The sequence below is a fragment of the Pseudomonas sp. WAC2 genome (genome assembly GCF_030403525.1).
In the GTDB taxonomy this organism is placed as follows: Bacteria; Pseudomonadota; Gammaproteobacteria; order Pseudomonadales; family Pseudomonadaceae; genus Chryseomonas; species Chryseomonas luteola.
Genome location: NZ_JAUEPD010000010.1, coordinates 212,528 through 231,941, shown reverse-complemented (window position 1 = coordinate 231,941; position 19,414 = coordinate 212,528). Strand labels below are relative to the sequence as shown.

The following is a 19,414-nucleotide window of genomic DNA, read 5'->3' as shown; positions in this document are numbered from 1 at the left end:
TCTCGTATTAGAGTTTTGTCAATGACAGGCCTGCCCACGTAGCAAGCAAACCACCTACGACGCTGGCCGTGGCATATCCAATGGCAAGCAAAGCCTGGCCACCTTCCAGCAAGCGTAATGTATCAAGGGAAAAGGAAGAAAAAGTTGTTAAGCCACCTAGAAAGCCAACGATAAGCCCTGCTCTTAGCTCCGCAGGCACATCAGGTCGAATAAGGAAAAGACCGTATAAAACACCGATAAGTAAGCAGCCCATATAGTTGACGATCAATGTGCCCATGTAGAAATGCTTAGGCCAGATCGCCGTTAGCCAGGATGTCGTGATAAATCGCAACAGAGTGCCTAGTACACCACCCGCTGCGATAGCTAGGATCATGGGTGTCATGGCGCTTTCCGCCGCTGGCGCAGACTGGCCCTATCCAAGTCAGCCAAATGACTGAGCTTGTCACGAATTTTGAGCTCTAAACCGCGTGGTACAGGCTCGTAGTAATGAACCGGCGCCTTATCCTCGGGAAAATAATCTTCACCTGCCGCATATGCATCAGGTTCATCATGTGCATAGCGATACTCCTCACCATACCCCAACGACTTCATCAGCTTGGTTGGCGCATTGCGAAGATGTACAGGAACTTCATGAGAGCCATTCTGCCTGACATCTGCCATTGCCATGTTGAAAGCTTTGTATACCGCATTGCTTTTAGGCGCACAGGCCAAGTAAACAAGGGCCTGCGCAATAGCAAGCTCACCCTCCGGGCTGCCCAACCGCTCTTGGACATCCCAGGCAGAAAGACAGATTGATAATGCACGCGGATCGGCATTACCAATATCTTCACTGGCCATGCGCACAACACGACGAGCAATGTAGAGCGGATCGCAGCCTCCATCGATCATACGGGCGTACCAATACAAGGTTGCGTCGGGATTAGAACCCCGAACAGACTTATGCAACGCAGAAATTTGATCGTAAAACGCTTCACCGCCTTTATCGAAACGGCGGCGCCCATCACCGAGCAAGCTTTGTAAAAGATCCGGGCTTATGTCTGTGCCGTCTTCAGCCAGATCGGCCGCATTTTCAAGTAGATTGAGTAACCTGCGGCCATCTCCATCGGCAGCGGCCAATAAAATTTTCCGACTTTCCTCTGGAAGGCTTAACCGGCGCTTACCAAGGCCCTTGTCTTCAAACAGCGCTCGATTGGTAAGCTGAGTTAAGGCCTCTTCATCCAGGCTTTTGAGAACATAAACACGTGCTCTCGAAAGAAGCGCATTATTAAGTTCAAAAGAAGGGTTTTCAGTCGTCGCTCCAATAAACAAAAGGGTGCCGTCTTCCACATAGGGAAGAAAGGCATCTTGCTGGGATTTATTGAAGCGGTGAACTTCATCAACGAACAATATGGTTCGACGCCCATACTGAGCAGCCTGCTGCCGGGCTATCTCAACAGCCTGACGGATCTCCTTTACACCGGAAAGAACCGCCGAGATCGTCTCGAAATGAGCATCGCTGACTTCAGCCAGCAAACGCGCCAATGTCGTCTTGCCGACACCTGGTGGGCCCCAGAAAATCATGGAATGCAGCGCGCCCTGCTCCAGTGCTTCTCGCAGAGGTTTTCCTCGGGCAAGCAAATGCTGCTGGCCAACGTATTCGTCCAGGGTGGTGGCACGCATACGAGCAGCCAGCGGCTGAGCCACTGGCGTTGCGCGGAATAGATCCATGGGGCAGGATCACTCCTGAATGACGTCGGCACCTTTAGGAATTTCAAACACGAATTCCGAGGCGTTTACCGGCTCATTCATTTTTACGTTGAAGAACAGGATATTGGTGCGTTGACCGACGCTATCGATCAGCTGCATATCGTTGATTACGTTACCGCGAAATGAGAGGCGCAAGCTGTCAAACAGCGTATCGCTGGTTTTAGGCTTGAGTACAAAATCAGTCACGTTACCGCTTTGCTTGTAGGTAATTGTAAAACTGTCCTCAATCTTCGACACATCACCGGACAATAGTAACGCAGGCGTCTGGGTTAGGCGCTGATCCAGCTTCTGAATAGTTACCTGCTCAAGGTCTGGATCGTATAGCCATACCTTTTGCCCATCAGACACCAGCAGCTGCTCCATGGGAGAGTCTGTATGCCAACGAAAAAGACCTGGCCGCTTGAGACTCAAATTACCCGCAGTCTCCTGAAGACGGGTGCCGGAGCCATCTAGAGTCAGCTGGGAAAAGCGAGCCGTCATGGTCTGCGCTTTCTCCAGATACTGGGAAAGACGGTCCGCTGCATCCGATGCAGCCTGAGCCGAGACGCTTAGAAAAGTTGTAATTGCCAGGGCAAACAAGCGAGTCAATCGCATGGAATTCCTCTTAAACATTGGTTAATCACGCACAGGAGAAGGTGCAATCACCTCTCTTGAACCGTTCGTATTCATAGGCGTGACAACTCCAGCCATCTCCATGGCCTCGATCATTCGCGCAGCACGGTTATAACCGATCTTGAGCTTGCGCTGAACTGCAGAAATCGAGGCCCTGCGGCTTTCCGTTACAAAGCGGACAGCCTCATCGTAAAGGGGATCGTCTTCATTTCCTTCACTGCCATCACCACCGCTACCACCCTCAAACGAGCCACCGCCCTCATCTGCCCCCGCAAGGATGTCTTCAATGTAGTCAGGCGCGCCGCGTTGTTTCCAGGCTTCAACCAGGCGATGCACCTCGTCATCTGAGACGAAAGCGCCATGGACACGAATAGGAAGACCTGTACCCGGCGGCAGATAGAGCATGTCACCATGCCCCAGCAACTGCTCTGCACCACCTTGATCAAGGATGGTTCGAGAGTCGATCTTACTCGATACTTGGAAAGCCATACGCGTCGGGATGTTGGCCTTGATCAGACCGGTAATCACATCTACCGAAGGGCGCTGGGTGGCCAGGATCAGGTGAATACCTGCAGCACGCGCCTTTTGAGCAATACGCGCAATCAGTTCTTCCACTTTTTTGCCAACAATCATCATCATGTCGGCGAATTCATCGACAACTACAACGATCGTAGGCAGCGCTTTTAGAAGCGGCGCTTCGTCATCCATGCTTTCGCGTCGATAAAGAGGATCTGTCAGAGGTGTCCCTGCCTCCTCCGCGTCCTTGATCTTGCGGTTGAAGCCAGCAAGGTTTCTGACCCCCATAGCAGCCATGAGCTTATAGCGCCGCTCCATTTCGGCTACGCTCCAGCGCAGCGCATTGGCAGCCTCTTTCATGTCCGTTACGACAGGGCAAAGAAGGTGTGGAATACCCTCGTAGATAGACAATTCCAACATCTTGGGGTCGATCATGATCAACCGCGCCTCTTCGGGCGTCGACTTGAACAGAATCGACAGAAGCATAGCGTTTACGCCAACGGACTTACCCGAACCTGTGGTACCTGCTACAAGCAAGTGCGGCATTTTGGCCAAATCCGCGATAACAGGCCTACCGCCAATGTCATGGCCTAGGGCGAGCGTCACGGGCGACTTAGAGGCCTCATATTCAGGAGACTCCAGTACTTCAGAAAAACGCACCATCTGTCGGTCTTCATTTGGAATCTCGATACCGACAGTAGTTTTGCCCGGAATGACCTCAACAACCCGAACACTGAAAACAGCCAGTGAGCGCGCCAGATCTTTCGCCAAGTTAGAAATACGGCTGACTTTCACTCCAGCAGCAGGTTGTATCTCGAAACGAGTAATGACTGGTCCCGGGTGAACCGACTCGACTGTGACCTCGACACCAAACTCCTTGAGTTTTATCTCAAGCAGACGTGACATCGTCTCAAGCGACTCTGGAGAAAAACTCTGCTGTTTTTTCTCTGCCGGATCCAGCAAGGATATCGGTGGTATCGTACCTTCAACGGCTGAATCAACAACGTGCGCGGCAGGCGGAGCGGATCGTTTTGCCTCGATCGGCTTAGGGATCGGAGCAGGCGCTGGCATATTGATCTGAGGTGCTGGCTTGGCAGCTTGAGGCTTTTCCACTACAGGCCGCTCATTAACTGGCATAGCGGGAACGGACTTGCGCTCAGGCACCAGAGCTTCATCATCAAGCTCAACGGTTTCAACGACACGCTCACGAGTCTTTTTAGCTTCTCGCTTGATAGGCGCCTGAGGCTCTTCCTCCTCAACCTCAAGCTCTTCATCGTCGTAATACTCTTCATCCTGCAGTTGTGAAGCAAGACGCTTCCGCTCACTGCGGCTACCCATCCAGCGGCTGGCGCCTCCCTGAACAAGCTCGAATAAATCAAGCGTAATCTTTCCTGTCAGGTCCATGACCTTAAACCAGGAGAGATCGGTAAAAACGGTCAGGCCCAACAGGAATACTGCTAAAAATAGCAATGTACTGCCCTGCACATTTAGAGCATTAAGGGCAAGTTGCCCCAGGCTTTCTCCAAGCGCACCGCCTGCCGAAGCCGGCAAATGGGCGTCAGCGTGAAAGTGAATGTAAGCCAGTGCAGAGCCTGCCAGAATAAGGAAAACCAGTCCGGTCAGACGCCATGAAAACAGCCACCCGCTCCATTCCCATGGCATATAGCGATGCCTGAACACCTGCCAGGTCTTGATGCCTAACAGCAACGGAAAAATGAAAGCGAAGTATCCCAACGCCATAAAGAGGACATCAGCCAGCCATGCGCCAGCACGCCCTGCAGCGTTGTGGATCTGATCTATACGACTGGTGTGCGTCCAGCCTGGATCAGAGGGGTCATAGGTCAATAAAGCCATCAGTGTATACAGACACAAGGCGGCTAATGCGATAAGCAACACCTCCTTCAAACGATAATGAAGGTGTTCGCGCCACTGTGTCACATGGCTGGCAGAAGTAGATTGTTTCAAACGCGACTTTTCCTGCACCGACAACGTGAAGATGAAAAGAAACAAGGCAGCATTCTACGACCCTACGCAGCTCGTTCCATACGAAAAACCGAGTCGCAACAACAATGACCTATTTTTACCACGACTTTAGCCGTGAACCATGCATTGGAACATTCTTTTGCTGTTGTGACAAAGAGTTATGCAGCATTCCTCAACAAAGTTTAAATCAAAAGGGAAAACTGGCGCTTGCCAGTAATCGGAGTTAGCCTGAAGACTACTTTGTTAACCCCCTCCCCTTCCATGCTGACTTGGTTGAAACGCGACTTTATACAATTTCCGCCGCTCAGTAGTGCGCTGAGCGAACCTAATGGGCTGCTTGCGATAGGCGGTGACCTTTCACCCGAACGCTTGATTGCCGCCTATCGTCACGGTTGCTTTCCATGGTTCCAGGCTGACCAACCCATTCTTTGGTGGTCGCCCGACCCCAGAACGGTATTGATACCTGAAGAGATCCATATCTCTCGCAGCCTTGCAAAGCTGATTCGTCAGCAACGCTTTACGGTGACCTTTGACAAAGATTTTGCGCAGGTCATCAAGGGGTGCTCTGAACCACGAGATTATACCCACGAAACATGGATCACCTCGGAAATGCAGCAGGCCTATGTAGAGCTTTACAAACGAGGCATTGCTCATTCAGTCGAAGTTTGGGAAGAGGACTCGCTCGTCGGCGGCCTGTATGGCTTGGCAATCGGTAAACTATTCTTTGGAGAGTCCATGTTTAGCCGCACCGCCAATGCGTCCAAGGTTGGTTTCGCTACATTGGCTCAGCAACTGGCAGAATGGGACTTTGCGCTGATTGATTGCCAGATGCCCACGCGACACCTTGAAAGCTTTGGCGCGACGAGCATTTCTCGTACGCAATTTTCGAACTATTTGGCACGATACCTGGACGAAACATCTAAAGCAGACTGGTCTTTGCAACCGGCATGACAGGATTGATTACCTTCCTCATGTTTTCCTAGAGGTAGATTATGAGCGAGCTGGCCCGATTGAAGTTTTACGCCACTCAGCCGCACACTTGCAGTTACCTGCCTGACCAGCAGGCAACCACGCTCTTTCTCGACCCCGCCCAACCCATGAGCGGCCAGCTGTATGCCGAACTCTCTGAATTAGGTTTCAGGCGCAGCGGAGATCATCTATATCGACCTCACTGCCAGCAATGCAAGGCGTGCGTTCCGGCACGTATTCGCGCTGCCGATTTTGTTCCCGATAGACGTCAGAAGCGTATTCTCAAGCGAAATGCAGATATCACCATTGAAAAGCGTAGGCCTCGCTTTACAGAAGAGCATTATCGACTGTATGCACGCTACATTACGGAACGGCATGCAGACGGTGACATGTACCCTCCAAGCCGAGAACAGTTTACGACCTTTCTTATCCGGGAGCTGCCTTACGCCTTTTTTTACGAAATGCGCTTGGGCGAACGCTTGGTTGGCGTTGCAGTAACCGATGTGTTACCCAACGGCCTGTCTGCCGTGTATACCTTCTATGATCCAGACGAGGAACGTAGAAGTCTTGGTACGTTTGGCATTCTCTGGCAGATCGCGGAAACGGCACGCCTGAATCTTGAAGCGGTTTATCTCGGTTATTGGATCAAAGGCTGTCGAAAGATGTCCTATAAGACTCAATATCGGCCAATCGAACTCTTTGTCAATCAACGCTGGGTTCGAGTGTCCTGACATCAGACATGGCATCGATTGAGTTTTTCGGGCACAATGCATGCCGATTTTCCGCCTGGATGGTCCAGGCATTTTTATGTTACCGAGGGGCTTCATAACCTATGTCGAAAGAAGACAGCTTCGAAATGGAAGGTACTGTCGTCGACACCCTGCCTAACACCATGTTCCGCGTGGAGTTGGAAAATGGGCACGTCGTTACGGCGCATATTTCTGGAAAGATGCGCAAGAACTACATTCGTATCCTAACCGGAGACAAGGTGCGCGTGGAACTGACGCCCTACGATCTGAGTAAAGGTCGAATTACGTATCGCGCTCGTTGATACCTCCACAAAAAAGCCCGGCATATGCCGGGCTTTTTTGTGGGCGCAACCTCTTTATGCAGGCTCCGCCGTAGTTTCGTACTCAAAGGCTAACTCATCACCCTTGAGATCGATGTGAACCACCCCTCCATGTTCAGCCAACTCACCAAACAAGATCTCTTCAGCCAGCGGCCGCTTGATCTTATCCTGAATCAGACGACCCATGGGCCGAGCTCCCATCTGAGGATCATAACCATTGGTAGCCAGCCAGCCGCGGGCAGCATCCGAGACCTCAAGCTGAACGCGTTTATCTTCCAGCTGAGCTTGCAACTCAGTGAGGAATTTATCCACGATGCTCTTGATGGTTTCGTGGCTAAGGCGACCAAACTGGATAATGGTATCCAGGCGGTTACGGAACTCAGGTGTAAAGCTCTTCTTGATAACTTCCATTGCGTCGGTTGAGTGATCTTGCAACGTGAAGCCGATCGAGGCACGAGAAGCGGTTTCAGCCCCTGCGTTGGTCGTGAGAATCACAATAACGTTACGGAAATCAGCCTTACGGCCGTTGTTATCCGTCAACGTACCATGATCCATGACCTGCAGAAGCAGGTTAAAGACCTCAGGATGCGCCTTTTCGATCTCATCAAGCAGAAGTACACAATGCGGCGTCTTGGTAATAGCTTCAGTCAGCAGACCACCTTGATCAAAGCCAACGTAGCCAGGAGGCGCACCGATCAAACGCGAAACGGTATGACGCTCCATATACTCCGACATATCGAAGCGGATCAATTCGATCCCTAACGCTTTAGCTAGCTGTCTTGCCACCTCTGTCTTACCAACACCGGTAGGACCGGCAAACAGGAAGGAGCCGACCGGCTTGTCGGGCGATTTAAGACCAGCTCGCGAGAGCTTGATAGCAGTCGATAGCGAGTCGATTGCCATGTCCTGACCAAATACCGTCAATTTCAGATCGCGCTCCAGATTACGCAGAAGCTCCTTGTCCGACGTATTGACCGTCTTTGGAGGAATTCGAGCAATCTTGGCAACAATGTCCTCAACCTGTGCGACTTCGATACGCTGCACACGCTTCGATTCAGGCTGTAATCGCTGGAAAGCACCCGCCTCATCAATGACGTCGATAGCCTTGTCCGGCATATGTCGATCATTAATATAACGCGCAGCCAAATCGGCGGCGGCACGCAGTGCCTCATCACTGTACTCAATACCATGATGTTGCTCAAAGCGAGCTTTCAGGCCTCGCAAGATACCAAAGGTATCTTCAACGGAAGGCTCAACCACATCAACTTTCTGGAACCGGCGCGCCAAGGCACGATCTTTCTCGAAAATACCGCGGAATTCCTGGAAGGTTGTTGAGCCGATGCAGCGGATTTCACCCGATGACAACAATGGCTTGAGCAGGTTGGAAGCATCCATTACACCACCAGATGCGGCACCCGCACCGATGATTGTGTGGATCTCGTCAATAAACAACACAGCATGGGGACGCTTACGCAACTCGTGTAGCAACCCCTTGAAGCGCTTCTCAAAATCGCCGCGGTACTTGGTACCAGCCAGCAGCGCACCCAAGTCAAGTGAATAAACGACACTATCAGCCAGCAGATCCGGCACCTGCCCATCAACGATGCGCTTAGCCAAACCTTCAGCAATCGCCGTTTTGCCTACCCCGGCCTCACCCACCAGCAAAGGATTGTTCTTGCGGCGGCGAGCCAGAATCTGGGCGACACGCTCTACTTCGTTCTCACGACCGACAAGAGGATCGATACGACCCTGACGAGCCAACTCGTTCAGATTACTTGCATAAGCCTCCAGAGGATGGTTGCTGGCGGTTGTTTCTCCGCCCTCCTCGTCAGGCTGATCCTGCTCTTGGTCTCTCTCATTGGTGCCAGGCACCTTGGAGATCCCATGAGCGATAAAATTGACAACATCAATACGCGCTACGCTCTGTTGCTTGAGCAAAAAGACCGCCTGGCTTTCCTGCTCTGAAAAAATTGCAACAAGGACGTTCGCTCCGGTTACCTCTCGCTTGCCGGAACTTTGCACATGGAAAACAGCACGCTGCAGGACACGCTGGAAACCAAGCGTAGGCTGGGTTTCACGCTCTTCATCTTGCTGCGGGATGAGCGGAGTCGTCGAGTCGATAAACTCGTGCAGATCCCGCCGCAACTTATCCATGTTCGCACCACATGCACGAAGCACTGTTGCAGCCGCTTCGTTATCCAGCAACGCGAGGAGGAGGTGTTCGACAGTCATGAATTCATGACGCTTCGTTCTTGCCTCCTTGAAGGCAAGATTGAGGGTGACTTCGAGCTCACGATTCAACATAGCTTCACCTCATAGCCAGGCACAGATCAACTTTCTATTTCAATCTCACAAAGGAGCGGATGCTGGCTCTCCCTAGCATATTGATTCACTTGCATGGCCTTGGTTTCAGCAATGTCGCGAGTAAAGACTCCACACACGGCCTTACCTTGGGTGTGAACGACCAACATTATCTGTGTGGCCTTTTCACGATTCATGCTAAAGAACTTCTCAAGCACCTCAACAACAAACTCCATCGGGGTGTAGTCGTCGTTGAACATAAGTACCTTATACAACGACGGAGCCTTCAATGCAGGTTTTGCTTCCTGGACAGCCAGGCCTGCACCGTCATCCTCGTGATGTGAAGGGCCTTGTTCTGATGTTAGTCGAATATGGCTGATTGGATGCATGCTCAAGAAATTTTTTCTAGTGAATGGATTAGAAGGTCCGCAAAGACCTTGATCTACTTCTCAGGCGAATATCGCATCGCCTTGACTAACCCTAAAAGGGTGTTAAAACCTTTGGATACCCATAAGGGTACCAGGGGTTCCGTGTTTTAGTGCGTTCAAGACTATCTGAACGGGACTGTAGTGGGATAATACTCCACCTGTGGAGTCCTTTGCAGAGGGATGCCAGCATGCTCAGCGGCAAAGTCAAGTGGTTCAACAATGCCAAGGGATACGGCTTCATAGTAGCGGAAGGAAGCGACGAAGACCTATTCGCTCATTATTCAGCAATCCAGATGGACGGCTATCGAACACTGAAAGCTGGCCAGGCCGTGAATTTTGAAATCATTCAAGGCCCCAAGGGCTTGCATGCCGTTAACATCCGCGCTGCGGAAGTAGCTGCACCAGCAAGAACTGAACGAATCAGCGAGCCTGCCAATGCAAGGATGACCTCCGAGGTGTGACGCCAGGATTCGCAGTTATGCCTGAGCGGCTTTATCGCTCAGGCATAGAATCTTGCTTACCTTGCCGATCACTATGACCTAAATCCCTATCCGGATTAATAAGGTCGCGAATACGTTGTTTCAAGACCTTGGCCTCAGGAAAACCTCCATCCCGTTTTCTTTCCCATATGAGAGCCCCATCGCAAGTAATCTGAAAAGTACCACCTGTCGATGGCTCAAGGCTGACCCGACCCAGCTCAGTAGCAAAGGTACTCAACAACTCCTGCGCCATCCAGGCCGCCCGCAGTAGCCACTGGCATTGTGTGCAATAGGTAATAACCACCTCTGGCTTTTGCTCAGTCATCCCATTCTCCTCTTTTGAGCTGCTTATAATAAGCCTCTCGTCCCTTGCCTGCCTGTGGCTTGCTCATGCGCTATTTATTTCTTTGCTTACTACTGTTACTGCCAAGCCTTTCATGGAGTGATCAAGTTCGCCCTAAAATAGGGCTGGTATTGTCTGGAGGCGCAGCGCGTGGACTCGCTCATATCGGCGTATTGAAAGCACTGGAAGAACAAGGCATTCATATCGATGCTATCGCTGGAACCAGCATGGGTGCAGTCATTGGCGGTTTGTATGCAGCTGGCTACAAAGTTGATGAAATCGAGCGCATTGCCAAAGAAATGGACTGGCAGCAGGTACTTTCGGATCAACCACCCCGAAAAGACGTTCCTTTTCGACGAAAGCAGGACGACAGAGACTTTCTCATCAAACAGCAACTCAGCTTTCGAGACGATGGAACGCTTGGCCTTCCGATTGGTGTCATTCAAGGCCAGAACCTTTCCATGCTACTGGAAAGCCTGCTGGTCCACACGAGCGAAACGCGAAACTTCGATAAATTGGCTATTCCCTTTCGTGCCGTTGCCACTGATATCGTGACAGGCGAAAAAGTTGTGTTCAGCAAGGGACATTTGCCCCGGGCTATTCGAGCCAGCATGTCAATTCCAGCCGTATTTGCACCGGTTGATGTAGACGGACGCTTGCTAGTCGATGGTGGCATGGTTGATAACATCCCTATCGATGTCGCTCGCAGCATGGGCGTTGATAGGGTTATTGCTGTTGATATCGGCACTCCACTGCTGAAACGCAAGGAGCTCACTACCGTTGTAGACGTGCTCAACCAGTCCACTACCCTGATGACACGCAACAACTCCGAAGCTCAGCTGGCAACACTCACATCCAAAGATATTTTGGTTGAACCACCGCTGGCTGCGTACACCAGCGCTGACTTTGGTAGCGTCAATGAATTAATTGACGCTGGCTATCGCGCCACTCAGGCATTGTCTTCTCGCCTGGCCAGTCTAAGGCGCCCGCCGGTGGACGATACGGACATTGCATTGTCCATTGCACGCCAGCCGGGGCAGCGAAACCCGATCATTACAGAGGTACGGATCGAAAACGACTCCAAGGTAAGCGACAGTGTTATCCGGCATTACATACGTCAGTCATTAGGCGAACCGCTTGATCTAGAAAAGCTAAAAGACGATATGGGCACCATTTATGGGCTCGACTACTTTGATCAGGTGGAATACCGCATCGTCCGACAAAAGAAAAAAGGCGAAGACGATAATGCCCTTGTAATTCATGCACTCGGAAAACGCAGCGGCACTGATTTTCTGCGGCTAGGCTTGAGTCTTTCAGACGACATGGAGGGCGACAGCGCTTTCAATATAGGCGCCAGCTATCGGATAAACGGCATCAATAAATTAGGCGCCGAATGGCTGACCCGCCTTCAGGTTGGCGACAAACAAGAACTTTACACAGAGTTCTATCAACCGCTGGATGTAGGCTCACGATATTTCTTTGCGCCCTATCTGAGTGCGGACGCACAAAACATCGAAGCCGTCCAGGATAATGATCCTATAGCTGAATATCGTCGTGAGCGGTATGGGTACGGGTTTAATGTCGGGAGACAGATCAACAACAATGGCGAGATCCGCTTTGGCATCGGTCAGCGCTGGGGTAAAACGAAGGTCCATATCGGCAATTCGAATCTCCCGACCGATACCTTTAGCGAAGGCTTCTATGAGCTGAAATACTCATTCGATACCATGGATAATGTGGACTTTCCCAATGAGGGAGAAGATATTTCTGTAACCCTTCGCCAATTTGATACCAGCCTTGGCTCGGATGAGCGTTACCAGCAGATGGAGTTCAAATTAGACAAGGCGTTGACGTTTGGCCAGGACACTGTAGTTCTAGGTGGTTATTACGGCCGAACGTTCAACGATATTGACACGGTAACCAGCAGCTATCTCTTGGGCGGCGCAAGGCAACTTTCCGGTTATCGACAGGATGCCCTGTCTGGTCAGAATTACACGTTGGGGCGGCTGATCTATTATCGTCGGATGACAGAGCGCTCACTCCTACCGCTCGACTTCCCTGTTTATCTCGGAGGAAGTCTTGAGCAAGGGCGTATCTGGAACAAGGGAAATAACTATGACAGCGGCTCAATCACCGGAGGTAGTATTTTCCTGGGATTCGATACTCCACTGGGGCCGCTTAACTTTAGCTATGGATTAAATGATGACGGCCAACGAGCGGTTTACCTGAATCTCGGAAATAACTTCTAAGGCTCAAATTAGACGTCTACAGCGCGCATCAAGCAATGCGCGCCAGTAGTACCTCTGCCTCATGGCGCTGTGCATCGTTTCCTTCATTGAGGATCCGCTGAAGGATAGCGCTGGCTGCCCGCATATCGCCTTGGGCCATGCAGGATTTCGCCTGTTGCAACAGAGGGCTGGCTGGATAATCGCTCAGCTCATTGTCTGCCACCGAGGCGCTCGGCACATGGCTGGCGAAATGCTCGTCCAGCGTCATGTCCAGCTCATCCACTGATGGCAACTCTCCTAACGTATAAGGAAAATCATCGTCCAGCGCTTCAGCAGGCTTGGCTTTTTCATGTCCTTGCTCAGCGTCTAGCAGCTCTGTAAGGGCAATAGCGTCATCAAAACTGAGGTCCTGTAAATCCAGATCGAAATTTTCGATATCGACTTGAGTGGGCTTCATTTCGTCAGCTTTCAAGTCAAGCCGAGGTTTCCACTCCTCTTCCAGACCGTCGGGCAGATCAAGAGAAACCTCCAGAGGTTCCTCCTCAGCTTTGACGCTCTGCTCCTCAGCCGACTCCTCGATCATGCCTGGAAGGAGTGCCTTTAGCTGATCGATTGCCTGCGTATCGCCACCCAATTCACGAACGGCCGCCTCTTGAACGGCGAACAGCTTTCTCTCACCTAAAGCAGCCAGCACCTGGAGCAGCATCATGCGCAGATCCAGGCGGCCAGGCTGCTCGGCGATGCCTTCCTCAAGCACCTCACGAGCCTGGTTATAACGTCCATAAGCCAGGTAAATTTCGGCACGTCCCAGAAATTCATCGTCAGCCTTGGGCGTGGCATGCTGGGGTGAAACAGGTATCTGAGGCTCAGCATCATGCGGTTCCACACGGCTAGCTATAACCGCTGGCTCGACAAGCGGCACAAGGGCATGACCGTCATGATCGGGCTCGCCCTCCTCAGGCAAATCAGCCACTACAGCAGCTGTCGATTCTTCTTGCATGCGTCGACGACGTATCGCAATGAGGACCGCTGCCAGCAAGGCGGCAACAGGAACCAACCATAAATAATAGGATGACCAATCCCTTTCCTGCTCTGCATCGACTTGCACCGGTGACGGTGCGACAAGAGGGCTTAGGATCTGCGAAGCGCTCTGCTCAGGCAGCGTAGTTGGAGCAGACGGAGCAATAGTGGGTGCCTGTGAAGGATCTTCAGACGGCGCCCGAGCTACCCCTGTATCACTATCGGAAAGAGTTGACGGGGGCGGCGCCAAAGACGGATCCGCTGGCGAGGGTATATCGCTTGTTTTTTCAGAGGTACGCAGCTGAGCAACCTCCTGCTGCAACGCTGCGATCTGGTTATCCTTATCCCTTACGGTTTCATCCAGACGAGCCTGGAGTTGCTCCAATTGAGTTTGCAGCTGAGCCATACGAAGCAGAAGCTGATCCTGCTGAGCAACCGCCGTAGGTACTGTCTGCTCCACTCCAGCCTGTACCGGGGCAATGTTCGTGGGCGACTCTGACGGTAAGGACTGTTCACGAGGAGGATTTTGCGCCGGAGCAGCAATCGATGCGCCGTTTTGTTCAGCCCCTGCTACAGGAGTAGAAAAGTCGGCAGGAAGACGTAACGTTTGCCCTACCCTGAGCCGGTGCATGTCGCCCGCGGCAAATGCATTGGTATTCAGCGAATACAAGTCCCCCATCATTTGCTGAACAGAGCCTTTACCCGCCTGGCGAACCAGCTTCTGTGCAATCTGCCAGAGCGTATCGTTTGCGCGTGTCGTGTAGGTAGCAGCACCTGCCTGAAGGTCTGGTCTCGGTGTAGGTGCAGGAGGCATAGAAGGCCGCGAAGCACGGGGTACAGCAGGACGTGATACTTCTACCTGTGCATAGCTGTTGCTCCGGCTCACCGCAGGGCTTGCAGGCACCTGATAGCCGGGCGGATCTATCAGCACAGTGAACTCACGCAACTGACGCCCGCCGGGCAGCTCAAGACCAACCAGAAAACTCAAATAAGGCTCGCTAACCGGACGGGTCGATGTGACGCGAATATAACTCCTGCCGCCCGGCTCAATCACTGGCGTGAAGTGCATGTCACTCATGAACTGAGTACGATCGAGGCCAGAACGCGCAAACTCGTCATTAGACGCAAGGCCGATGTGAAAATCGCTGGCCTCAAGCTCACCGACATCCACCAGCTCGATACGCGCGCTAAGAGGCTGATAGAGGGAAGACTGAAGCGCGATGTTGCCCAGCCCGACCGCAAAGACAGAGTTGCTGCCAACGCCCAGCACCAGGCCGGATACTATTATGAGAGTTCGAAAACGATTAACGTTTTTCGTGGCCATTCAGCGCCCTAACTGCAAATAAAAAAATTACCGCCCTGACAACGGCAACGGCTGCGCTCGTAGAAAGTTTAGAAAATCGACTAGCGAGCGCTATTCAAAAAAAGTAGCACTGAAAGTATAGAGGAACAAACCGATACGACGCGGCCCTCAGCGGAGCCGCGAAGATTCCGATTACTGGCCTCGTTTTTCGAGGTTGGCCAGTACTTTCTGATGGACTTGCTGGCAAATATCAATCGCGGAGTCATCAATACCCGCCAGCAACTCTTCACGCAGCTCATCCGCAATGGCTTGGATCTTTTCAATAAGCGGGCCAGCGGCAGCTGTCAGCATGATGCGCTTGGCTCGACGATCTTCACTCACCGCCACTCGGCGCACCAGTTTCTGAGCTTCAAGTCCGTCCAAAAGACGAGCCAATGTTGGCCCCTCTACACTGACACTTTGGGCCAGTTCTCGTTGAGTAGGATGCTGATCCTTCATGCGTGCAAGGGTCAGCAAGACCTGCCAGCGCGCCTGGGATAAACCCAAATGGCTCAGACGGCGATCAAGCTCTGCTCGCCAGGCACGCGAAACATGGAAAAGCTGGCGACCAAAGAGATGGGGATCGTTTTGCGGCATGGACCAATGACCTTATCGTTTTGACGGTTATTATTGTTTAGCTATTAAACAGCCTACAATCTAGTTTTGTTAGTGAATTTATCCCCGCAATCAATACATTTGGCAGCTTATCTCTCTTCACTCTGCGAGCTCTGCAGCCAGTGCAGCCCTTATGCAATACAAAACGCCGACCGGCACCTGGTCAGCGAATCGATCCGCCAGCGCTGCTGCTGGAGGCAAGTCACCCTCTTCCTCCAAAAACGCATCCTGAATTTCGCCTACAAGATCATCGGGCAGCTCAAGCGCCTGATCCAGGGAAAGCTGCTGTCGTGCAATGGCCTCCGCCAGAATGCTGTACACATTTTTCTCAGAGCAGGAAAGCTGCCGTGAGATTTGCGGAGGCGTCATACCCGCACGGACCAGGGTAATGACCTCATGACGAACATCGGCAACAGGCTCCGGTGCTGATGGAGCGTCTGTCAGCACATCAAGAAAAGCCTGGCCATACCGTTCAAGCTTACGCGCACCTACGCCACTGATACGCCCCATATCGTGCAAGGTTCGTGGCTGCCCCCGCAACATTTCCAACAAGGTTGCATCCGGGAAAATGACATAAGGAGGCACTCCATGCTCTTCTGCCAGTTTCCGCCGCAGCGTACGTAGGGCCTCCCACTGCTGGCGCTCCTCAGAGCGTACCAATTGGCTGGCTGCGCTGGGGCCGGAATTGTTACCGCGTGTTCGCTGCGGCTTGGGATCGCGGCGTAGCTCGAGCGTCGTTTCCCCACGCAGAAGCGGACGGCATGCCTCCGTTAGGCGAAGACCACCAAAGCCGTCTACATCCACGTCAGCGAAACCACGTGCTACCAGCTGACGAAAGAGGGTTCGCCATTCATCTTCAGCCAGCGATTTACCAAGGCCGAAAACAGCCAGACGCTCATGCCCCAGACTTTTGATCTTGTCATTTTCCCGCCCCAGCAGGATATCGACCAGATGACCTACGCCATACCGTTGACCGCTTCTATAGATGGCTGACAATGCCTGCCGAGCCGGCTGAGTGGCATCCCAGGTTTCGACACCGTCTACGCAGTTATCACAATGCCCACAGGGCTCAGGCAATGTTTCATCGAAATAGGCCAGCAGTACCTGCCGGCGGCAGCGTGTCTCTTCGCACAATGCCAGCATGGCTTCGAGTTTGTTGCGCTCTACGCGCTTATGACGCTCATCCCCTTCGGAGCTTTGCATCATCTGGCGAAGCAGCAGGACATCCTGCAATCCATAAGCCATCCAGGCATCAGAGGGCAAACCATCCCGCCCTGCTCGTCCAGTCTCCTGGTAATACGCTTCCAGACTCTTGGGCAGATCCAGGTGCGCGACAAAGCGGACGTTCGGCTTGTCGATGCCCATGCCAAAGGCAATAGTCGCGACCATGATGAGCCCTTCCTCGTTGAGGAAACGTTTCTGGTTAAACGCACGCAGTTCGTTGGAAAGCCCTGCATGGTAAGGCAAGGCGGGAAAACCCTGCGCGGAAAGGTACTCGGCTACCTCCTCGACCTTTTTACGCGACATGCAGTAAACAATGCCCGCATCACCCCGATGCTGCGTCAGAAACGACAACAGCTGCTTGCGAGGCTGCTCCTTGGGAACAATACGGTAGAAAATGTTGGGTCGGTCAAAACTGGATAGAAACTGCTCGGCATTCTGCAGATGCAGTCGCTGAATCATTTCATCCCGGGTCCGCATGTCTGCCGTAGCGGTCAAGGCAATGCGTGGCACATCGGGAAACTGCTCTGCCAATTGGCCAAGCTGCAGATACTCTGGCCTAAAATCGTGCCCCCACTGGGAAACGCAGTGCGCCTCGTCGATGGCGAACAGTGCAATGTTGCCGAGTCGCTGCAGGAAATTCAGCATGCGCGGTTGCACCAGACGCTCCGGCGCCAGGTACAAGAGCTTGATCTCGCCGCGCTCAAGCCGTGCAGCAATGTCGCGCTGTGCCTCGGGCGAAAGCGTCGAATTGAGCGCGACCGCTGGCACGCCTAGTTCATCCAGCGTCGCAACCTGATCATCCATCAAGGCGATCAGTGGCGAGACGACAACGGTCAGCCCCTCACGCAACAAGGCGGGTACCTGATAACACAGGGATTTGCCGCCACCTGTAGGCATGAGCACCAGCGCATCTCCGCCGTTGGCAACGCGCTCGATGATCCGGGCCTGATTGCCACGGAACGCGTCATAACCAAAGACGTCTTTAAGAATACGCAAAGCTTGATCGAACATGCTGCCTCCATTTGATGGCGCGCATTATACGGGCACTGACAAGAAACGCCCGGTTATCCGTCACTCAGTGCCCAAGGCTGTAACAAAGCCCTGATAGAAGGGCCAGATTGGCTAGATTAATGACGTGCCTTTTGCCGCGGCGCACCGGCTCGTCTACAATCGGCTTCGTTGAGGCAGTTGCAGAACGTGACACCATGCACATCGTCCGTGTGGCTTTCCCGAGTTCAGCCTATGAACAATATGGAACCCAATAGGCGATTTGCGGGAACATCATCGTAACGCGACTGCCTTTATCGTATATCCAGCCCGTTTTCCGAGGTAAGTAACCGATGTCCTTCGCTGAACAACTGTCCCGTCTCCGTGAGTTTCTTGATGCGGACGACCTGCATGAGGAAGCGCTCGACTACATCGCAGCGCACGGTTATCTAACCGCTCTGGCCATTTGCCCGGAAGACGTACCCGAGCGTGAATGGATCGATGCCCTTTTCGCCGAGCCGCCGCATTACACCAGCGATGCACAGCGCGAAGAAATCGAATCCACGCTTGTCCAGCTCAAGGCGCATATCCTGCGCATACTGGGCAGCGATGAGGAGCTTGAGCTTCCATGCGACCTGGAGCTAGGCGACGATCCAGATGACTCCGACCTGCGCGGCTGGTGTATCGGATTCATGGAAGGTGTCTTCCTGCGTGAAGCCGTCTGGTTCGAGCAGGCCGAGGAAGAAGTCAGCGAACTGCTGCTGCCCATCATGGTTGGCTCAGGCCTTTTCGAAGAACAGGCTGAATTTAGCGATATCGCTGAAGACCCTGAGCTGGTCGACAACATGGTTTCGCAGATTCCAGAAATCCTGACGCAGCTGTTCCTGCTGTGCCATGCCCCTGAAGAAAAGCCAGCGTTGCTAAAGCCTCGTCACTGAGGCTCTCAACATCGAATGCCTGAACGAGATGTACGCGTCAGCCGGCGGCTCTGGGTCCGTTATAGCCTGCTGACGCTGGGCTGGGTCAGTGTTGCCTTGGGCGTGATTGGCATTTTTCTGCCTCTTCTACCAACCACCCCTTTTCTCCTCCTTGCAGCGGGCTGCTTTATGCGCAGCTCGGAGCGCTTCTATGGCTGGCTGGTCAACCATCCTCGGCTAGGCCCCTGGATCAAGGATTATCTGGAAGGTGAAGGGATTCCGCTCAAGGGAAAAATCTACGCCATTCTCACCATGTGGATCAGCATTGGAATCTCCAGCTGGCTAGTACCCTATTTCTGGGCACGCGTGTTCATGGTGGTCAGCTCGGCCTGCGTGACAATCTACATCCTTCGTCAGAAGACTCGTCCCGTCCCTTAGCGGGACTCATTTTGTTGCTCTCAAAGAAGTGTTTTTCCTACTTGACTTCTCTTACTTATTTCTATCGCATCCAGTCATAAAAGCACCACTACATATAGTGTTAACGTTTGAACGAAATTTCATTTGCCTGCTCTGACGAAAAGATGCAGAAAACGCGACTGACGGCGAACCTTAGAAGCCATGCGACCTGCGTCGAC

The 19,414-nt window shown here is 52.6% G+C and carries 17 protein-coding genes; 7 read left to right on the top strand and 10 right to left on the bottom strand.

All coding sequences use genetic code 11. From position 1 onward, the window contains the following. Window positions 1–7 precede the first annotated feature (7 nt). From crcB to QWJ10_RS20560, 4 genes are read right to left on the bottom strand one after another with little or no spacing between them, the layout of a single operon-like run. Window positions 8–382 (bottom strand): fluoride efflux transporter CrcB, encoded by a 375-nt coding sequence (gene crcB, locus QWJ10_RS20575; protein WP_289929506.1) that lies wholly within the window; start codon window positions 380–382, stop codon window positions 8–10. Beyond that, the gene (locus QWJ10_RS20570; RefSeq protein WP_197872886.1) at window positions 379–1,707 is read right to left on the bottom strand and encodes a replication-associated recombination protein A; all 1,329 of its coding nucleotides are present in this window, start codon (window positions 1,705–1,707) and stop codon (window positions 379–381) included. Before QWJ10_RS20570 ends, crcB begins: the two co-directional genes overlap by 4 nt. A gap of 9 nt (window positions 1,708–1,716) precedes the next feature. Then, window positions 1,717–2,340, bottom strand: a complete 624-nt coding sequence (gene lolA, locus QWJ10_RS20565; RefSeq protein WP_010794655.1) for an outer membrane lipoprotein chaperone LolA — start codon at window positions 2,338–2,340, stop codon at window positions 1,717–1,719. Window positions 2,341–2,361: 21 nt separating this feature from the next. After that, window positions 2,362–4,857: a DNA translocase FtsK gene (locus tag QWJ10_RS20560; RefSeq protein WP_173869058.1), complete on the bottom strand. Its 2,496-nt coding sequence runs from the start codon at window positions 4,855–4,857 to the stop codon at window positions 2,362–2,364. A gap of 261 nt (window positions 4,858–5,118) precedes the next feature. On the opposite strand from QWJ10_RS20560, the gene aat reads away from it, so the two are divergent. From aat to infA, 3 genes are all read left to right on the top strand, one after another. Next, window positions 5,119–5,808, top strand: coding sequence for a leucyl/phenylalanyl-tRNA--protein transferase (gene aat, locus QWJ10_RS20555; RefSeq protein WP_289929543.1), 690 nt, complete (start codon window positions 5,119–5,121; stop codon window positions 5,806–5,808). A 41-nt stretch (window positions 5,809–5,849) separates the two neighbouring features. Next, window positions 5,850–6,557, top strand: a complete 708-nt coding sequence (locus QWJ10_RS20550; RefSeq protein WP_010794658.1) for an arginyltransferase — start codon at window positions 5,850–5,852, stop codon at window positions 6,555–6,557. 101 nt (window positions 6,558–6,658) lie between these two features. Beyond that, window positions 6,659–6,877, top strand: a complete 219-nt coding sequence (infA, locus tag QWJ10_RS20545; protein WP_002553999.1) for a translation initiation factor IF-1 — start codon at window positions 6,659–6,661, stop codon at window positions 6,875–6,877. A gap of 54 nt (window positions 6,878–6,931) precedes the next feature. Here the strand turns inward: infA and clpA are convergent, their stop codons facing one another. Both clpA and clpS read right to left on the bottom strand, forming a co-directional pair. Beyond that, window positions 6,932–9,199, bottom strand: coding sequence for an ATP-dependent Clp protease ATP-binding subunit ClpA (gene clpA, locus QWJ10_RS20540; RefSeq protein WP_074824332.1), 2,268 nt, complete (start codon window positions 9,197–9,199; stop codon window positions 6,932–6,934). Between the two features lie 26 nt (window positions 9,200–9,225). Further along, window positions 9,226–9,585: an ATP-dependent Clp protease adapter ClpS gene (clpS, locus tag QWJ10_RS20535; protein WP_026004116.1), complete on the bottom strand. Its 360-nt coding sequence runs from the start codon at window positions 9,583–9,585 to the stop codon at window positions 9,226–9,228. Window positions 9,586–9,812: 227 nt separating this feature from the next. Here clpS and cspD point away from each other — a divergent pair, with 227 nt between their 5' ends. Continuing rightward, window positions 9,813–10,085, top strand: a complete 273-nt coding sequence (gene cspD, locus QWJ10_RS20530) for a cold shock domain-containing protein CspD (protein WP_010794662.1) — start codon at window positions 9,813–9,815, stop codon at window positions 10,083–10,085. A 31-nt stretch (window positions 10,086–10,116) separates the two neighbouring features. On the opposite strand, the gene QWJ10_RS20525 is transcribed toward cspD, so the two are convergent. Beyond that, window positions 10,117–10,428, bottom strand: a complete 312-nt coding sequence (locus QWJ10_RS20525; RefSeq protein ID WP_150347191.1) for a SelT/SelW/SelH family protein — start codon at window positions 10,426–10,428, stop codon at window positions 10,117–10,119. A gap of 65 nt (window positions 10,429–10,493) precedes the next feature. Here QWJ10_RS20525 and QWJ10_RS20520 point away from each other — a divergent pair, with 65 nt between their 5' ends. Next, entirely contained in the window at window positions 10,494–12,695 is a 2,202-nt protein-coding gene (locus QWJ10_RS20520) for a patatin-like phospholipase family protein (protein WP_289929500.1), read from the top strand. Between the two features lie 28 nt (window positions 12,696–12,723). On the opposite strand, the gene QWJ10_RS20515 is transcribed toward QWJ10_RS20520, so the two are convergent. The 3 genes from QWJ10_RS20515 to recQ form a co-directional block, all read right to left on the bottom strand. Further along, window positions 12,724–15,018, bottom strand: coding sequence for a FimV/HubP family polar landmark protein (locus QWJ10_RS20515; RefSeq protein WP_289929498.1), 2,295 nt, complete (start codon window positions 15,016–15,018; stop codon window positions 12,724–12,726). Window positions 15,019–15,189: 171 nt separating this feature from the next. Then, window positions 15,190–15,633 carry a MarR family transcriptional regulator gene (locus QWJ10_RS20510; protein WP_010794666.1) on the bottom strand — a complete coding sequence of 148 codons (444 nt, stop codon included), beginning with the start codon at window positions 15,631–15,633 and terminating at the stop codon, window positions 15,190–15,192. Between the two features lie 117 nt (window positions 15,634–15,750). Then, window positions 15,751–17,886 carry a DNA helicase RecQ gene (recQ, locus tag QWJ10_RS20505; RefSeq protein ID WP_289929495.1) on the bottom strand — a complete coding sequence of 712 codons (2,136 nt, stop codon included), beginning with the start codon at window positions 17,884–17,886 and terminating at the stop codon, window positions 15,751–15,753. A 329-nt stretch (window positions 17,887–18,215) separates the two neighbouring features. Here recQ and QWJ10_RS20500 point away from each other — a divergent pair, with 329 nt between their 5' ends. Both QWJ10_RS20500 and QWJ10_RS20495 read left to right on the top strand, forming a co-directional pair. Further along, a complete protein-coding gene (locus QWJ10_RS20500) occupies window positions 18,216–18,800 on the top strand; it encodes a YecA family protein (protein WP_010794668.1) in 585 nt (194 codons plus the stop codon). Between the two features lie 15 nt (window positions 18,801–18,815). Then, window positions 18,816–19,217 (top strand): YbaN family protein, encoded by a 402-nt coding sequence (locus tag QWJ10_RS20495; RefSeq protein ID WP_289929492.1) that lies wholly within the window; start codon window positions 18,816–18,818, stop codon window positions 19,215–19,217. Window positions 19,218–19,414: the final 197 nt, after the last annotated feature.

Coding starts and splice junctions, on each gene's coding strand:
- crcB (WP_289929506.1), bottom strand. CDS start 382: ATGACACCCATGATCCTAGCTATCGCAGCGGGTGGTGTACTAGGCACT.
- QWJ10_RS20570 (WP_197872886.1), bottom strand. CDS start 1,707: ATGGATCTATTCCGCGCAACGCCAGTGGCTCAGCCGCTGGCTGCTCGT.
- lolA (WP_010794655.1), bottom strand. CDS start 2,340: ATGCGATTGACTCGCTTGTTTGCCCTGGCAATTACAACTTTTCTAAGC.
- aat (WP_289929543.1), top strand. CDS start 5,119: ATGCTGACTTGGTTGAAACGCGACTTTATACAATTTCCGCCGCTCAGT.
- QWJ10_RS20550 (WP_010794658.1), top strand. CDS start 5,850: ATGAGCGAGCTGGCCCGATTGAAGTTTTACGCCACTCAGCCGCACACT.
- infA (WP_002553999.1), top strand. CDS start 6,659: ATGTCGAAAGAAGACAGCTTCGAAATGGAAGGTACTGTCGTCGACACC.
- clpA (WP_074824332.1), bottom strand. CDS start 9,199: ATGTTGAATCGTGAGCTCGAAGTCACCCTCAATCTTGCCTTCAAGGAG.
- clpS (WP_026004116.1), bottom strand. CDS start 9,585: ATGCATCCAATCAGCCATATTCGACTAACATCAGAACAAGGCCCTTCA.
- cspD (WP_010794662.1), top strand. CDS start 9,813: ATGCTCAGCGGCAAAGTCAAGTGGTTCAACAATGCCAAGGGATACGGC.
- QWJ10_RS20525 (WP_150347191.1), bottom strand. CDS start 10,428: ATGACTGAGCAAAAGCCAGAGGTGGTTATTACCTATTGCACACAATGC.
- QWJ10_RS20520 (WP_289929500.1), top strand. CDS start 10,494: ATGCGCTATTTATTTCTTTGCTTACTACTGTTACTGCCAAGCCTTTCA.
- QWJ10_RS20515 (WP_289929498.1), bottom strand. CDS start 15,018: ATGGCCACGAAAAACGTTAATCGTTTTCGAACTCTCATAATAGTATCC.
- QWJ10_RS20510 (WP_010794666.1), bottom strand. CDS start 15,633: ATGCCGCAAAACGATCCCCATCTCTTTGGTCGCCAGCTTTTCCATGTT.
- recQ (WP_289929495.1), bottom strand. CDS start 17,886: ATGTTCGATCAAGCTTTGCGTATTCTTAAAGACGTCTTTGGTTATGAC.
- QWJ10_RS20500 (WP_010794668.1), top strand. CDS start 18,216: ATGTCCTTCGCTGAACAACTGTCCCGTCTCCGTGAGTTTCTTGATGCG.
- QWJ10_RS20495 (WP_289929492.1), top strand. CDS start 18,816: ATGCCTGAACGAGATGTACGCGTCAGCCGGCGGCTCTGGGTCCGTTAT.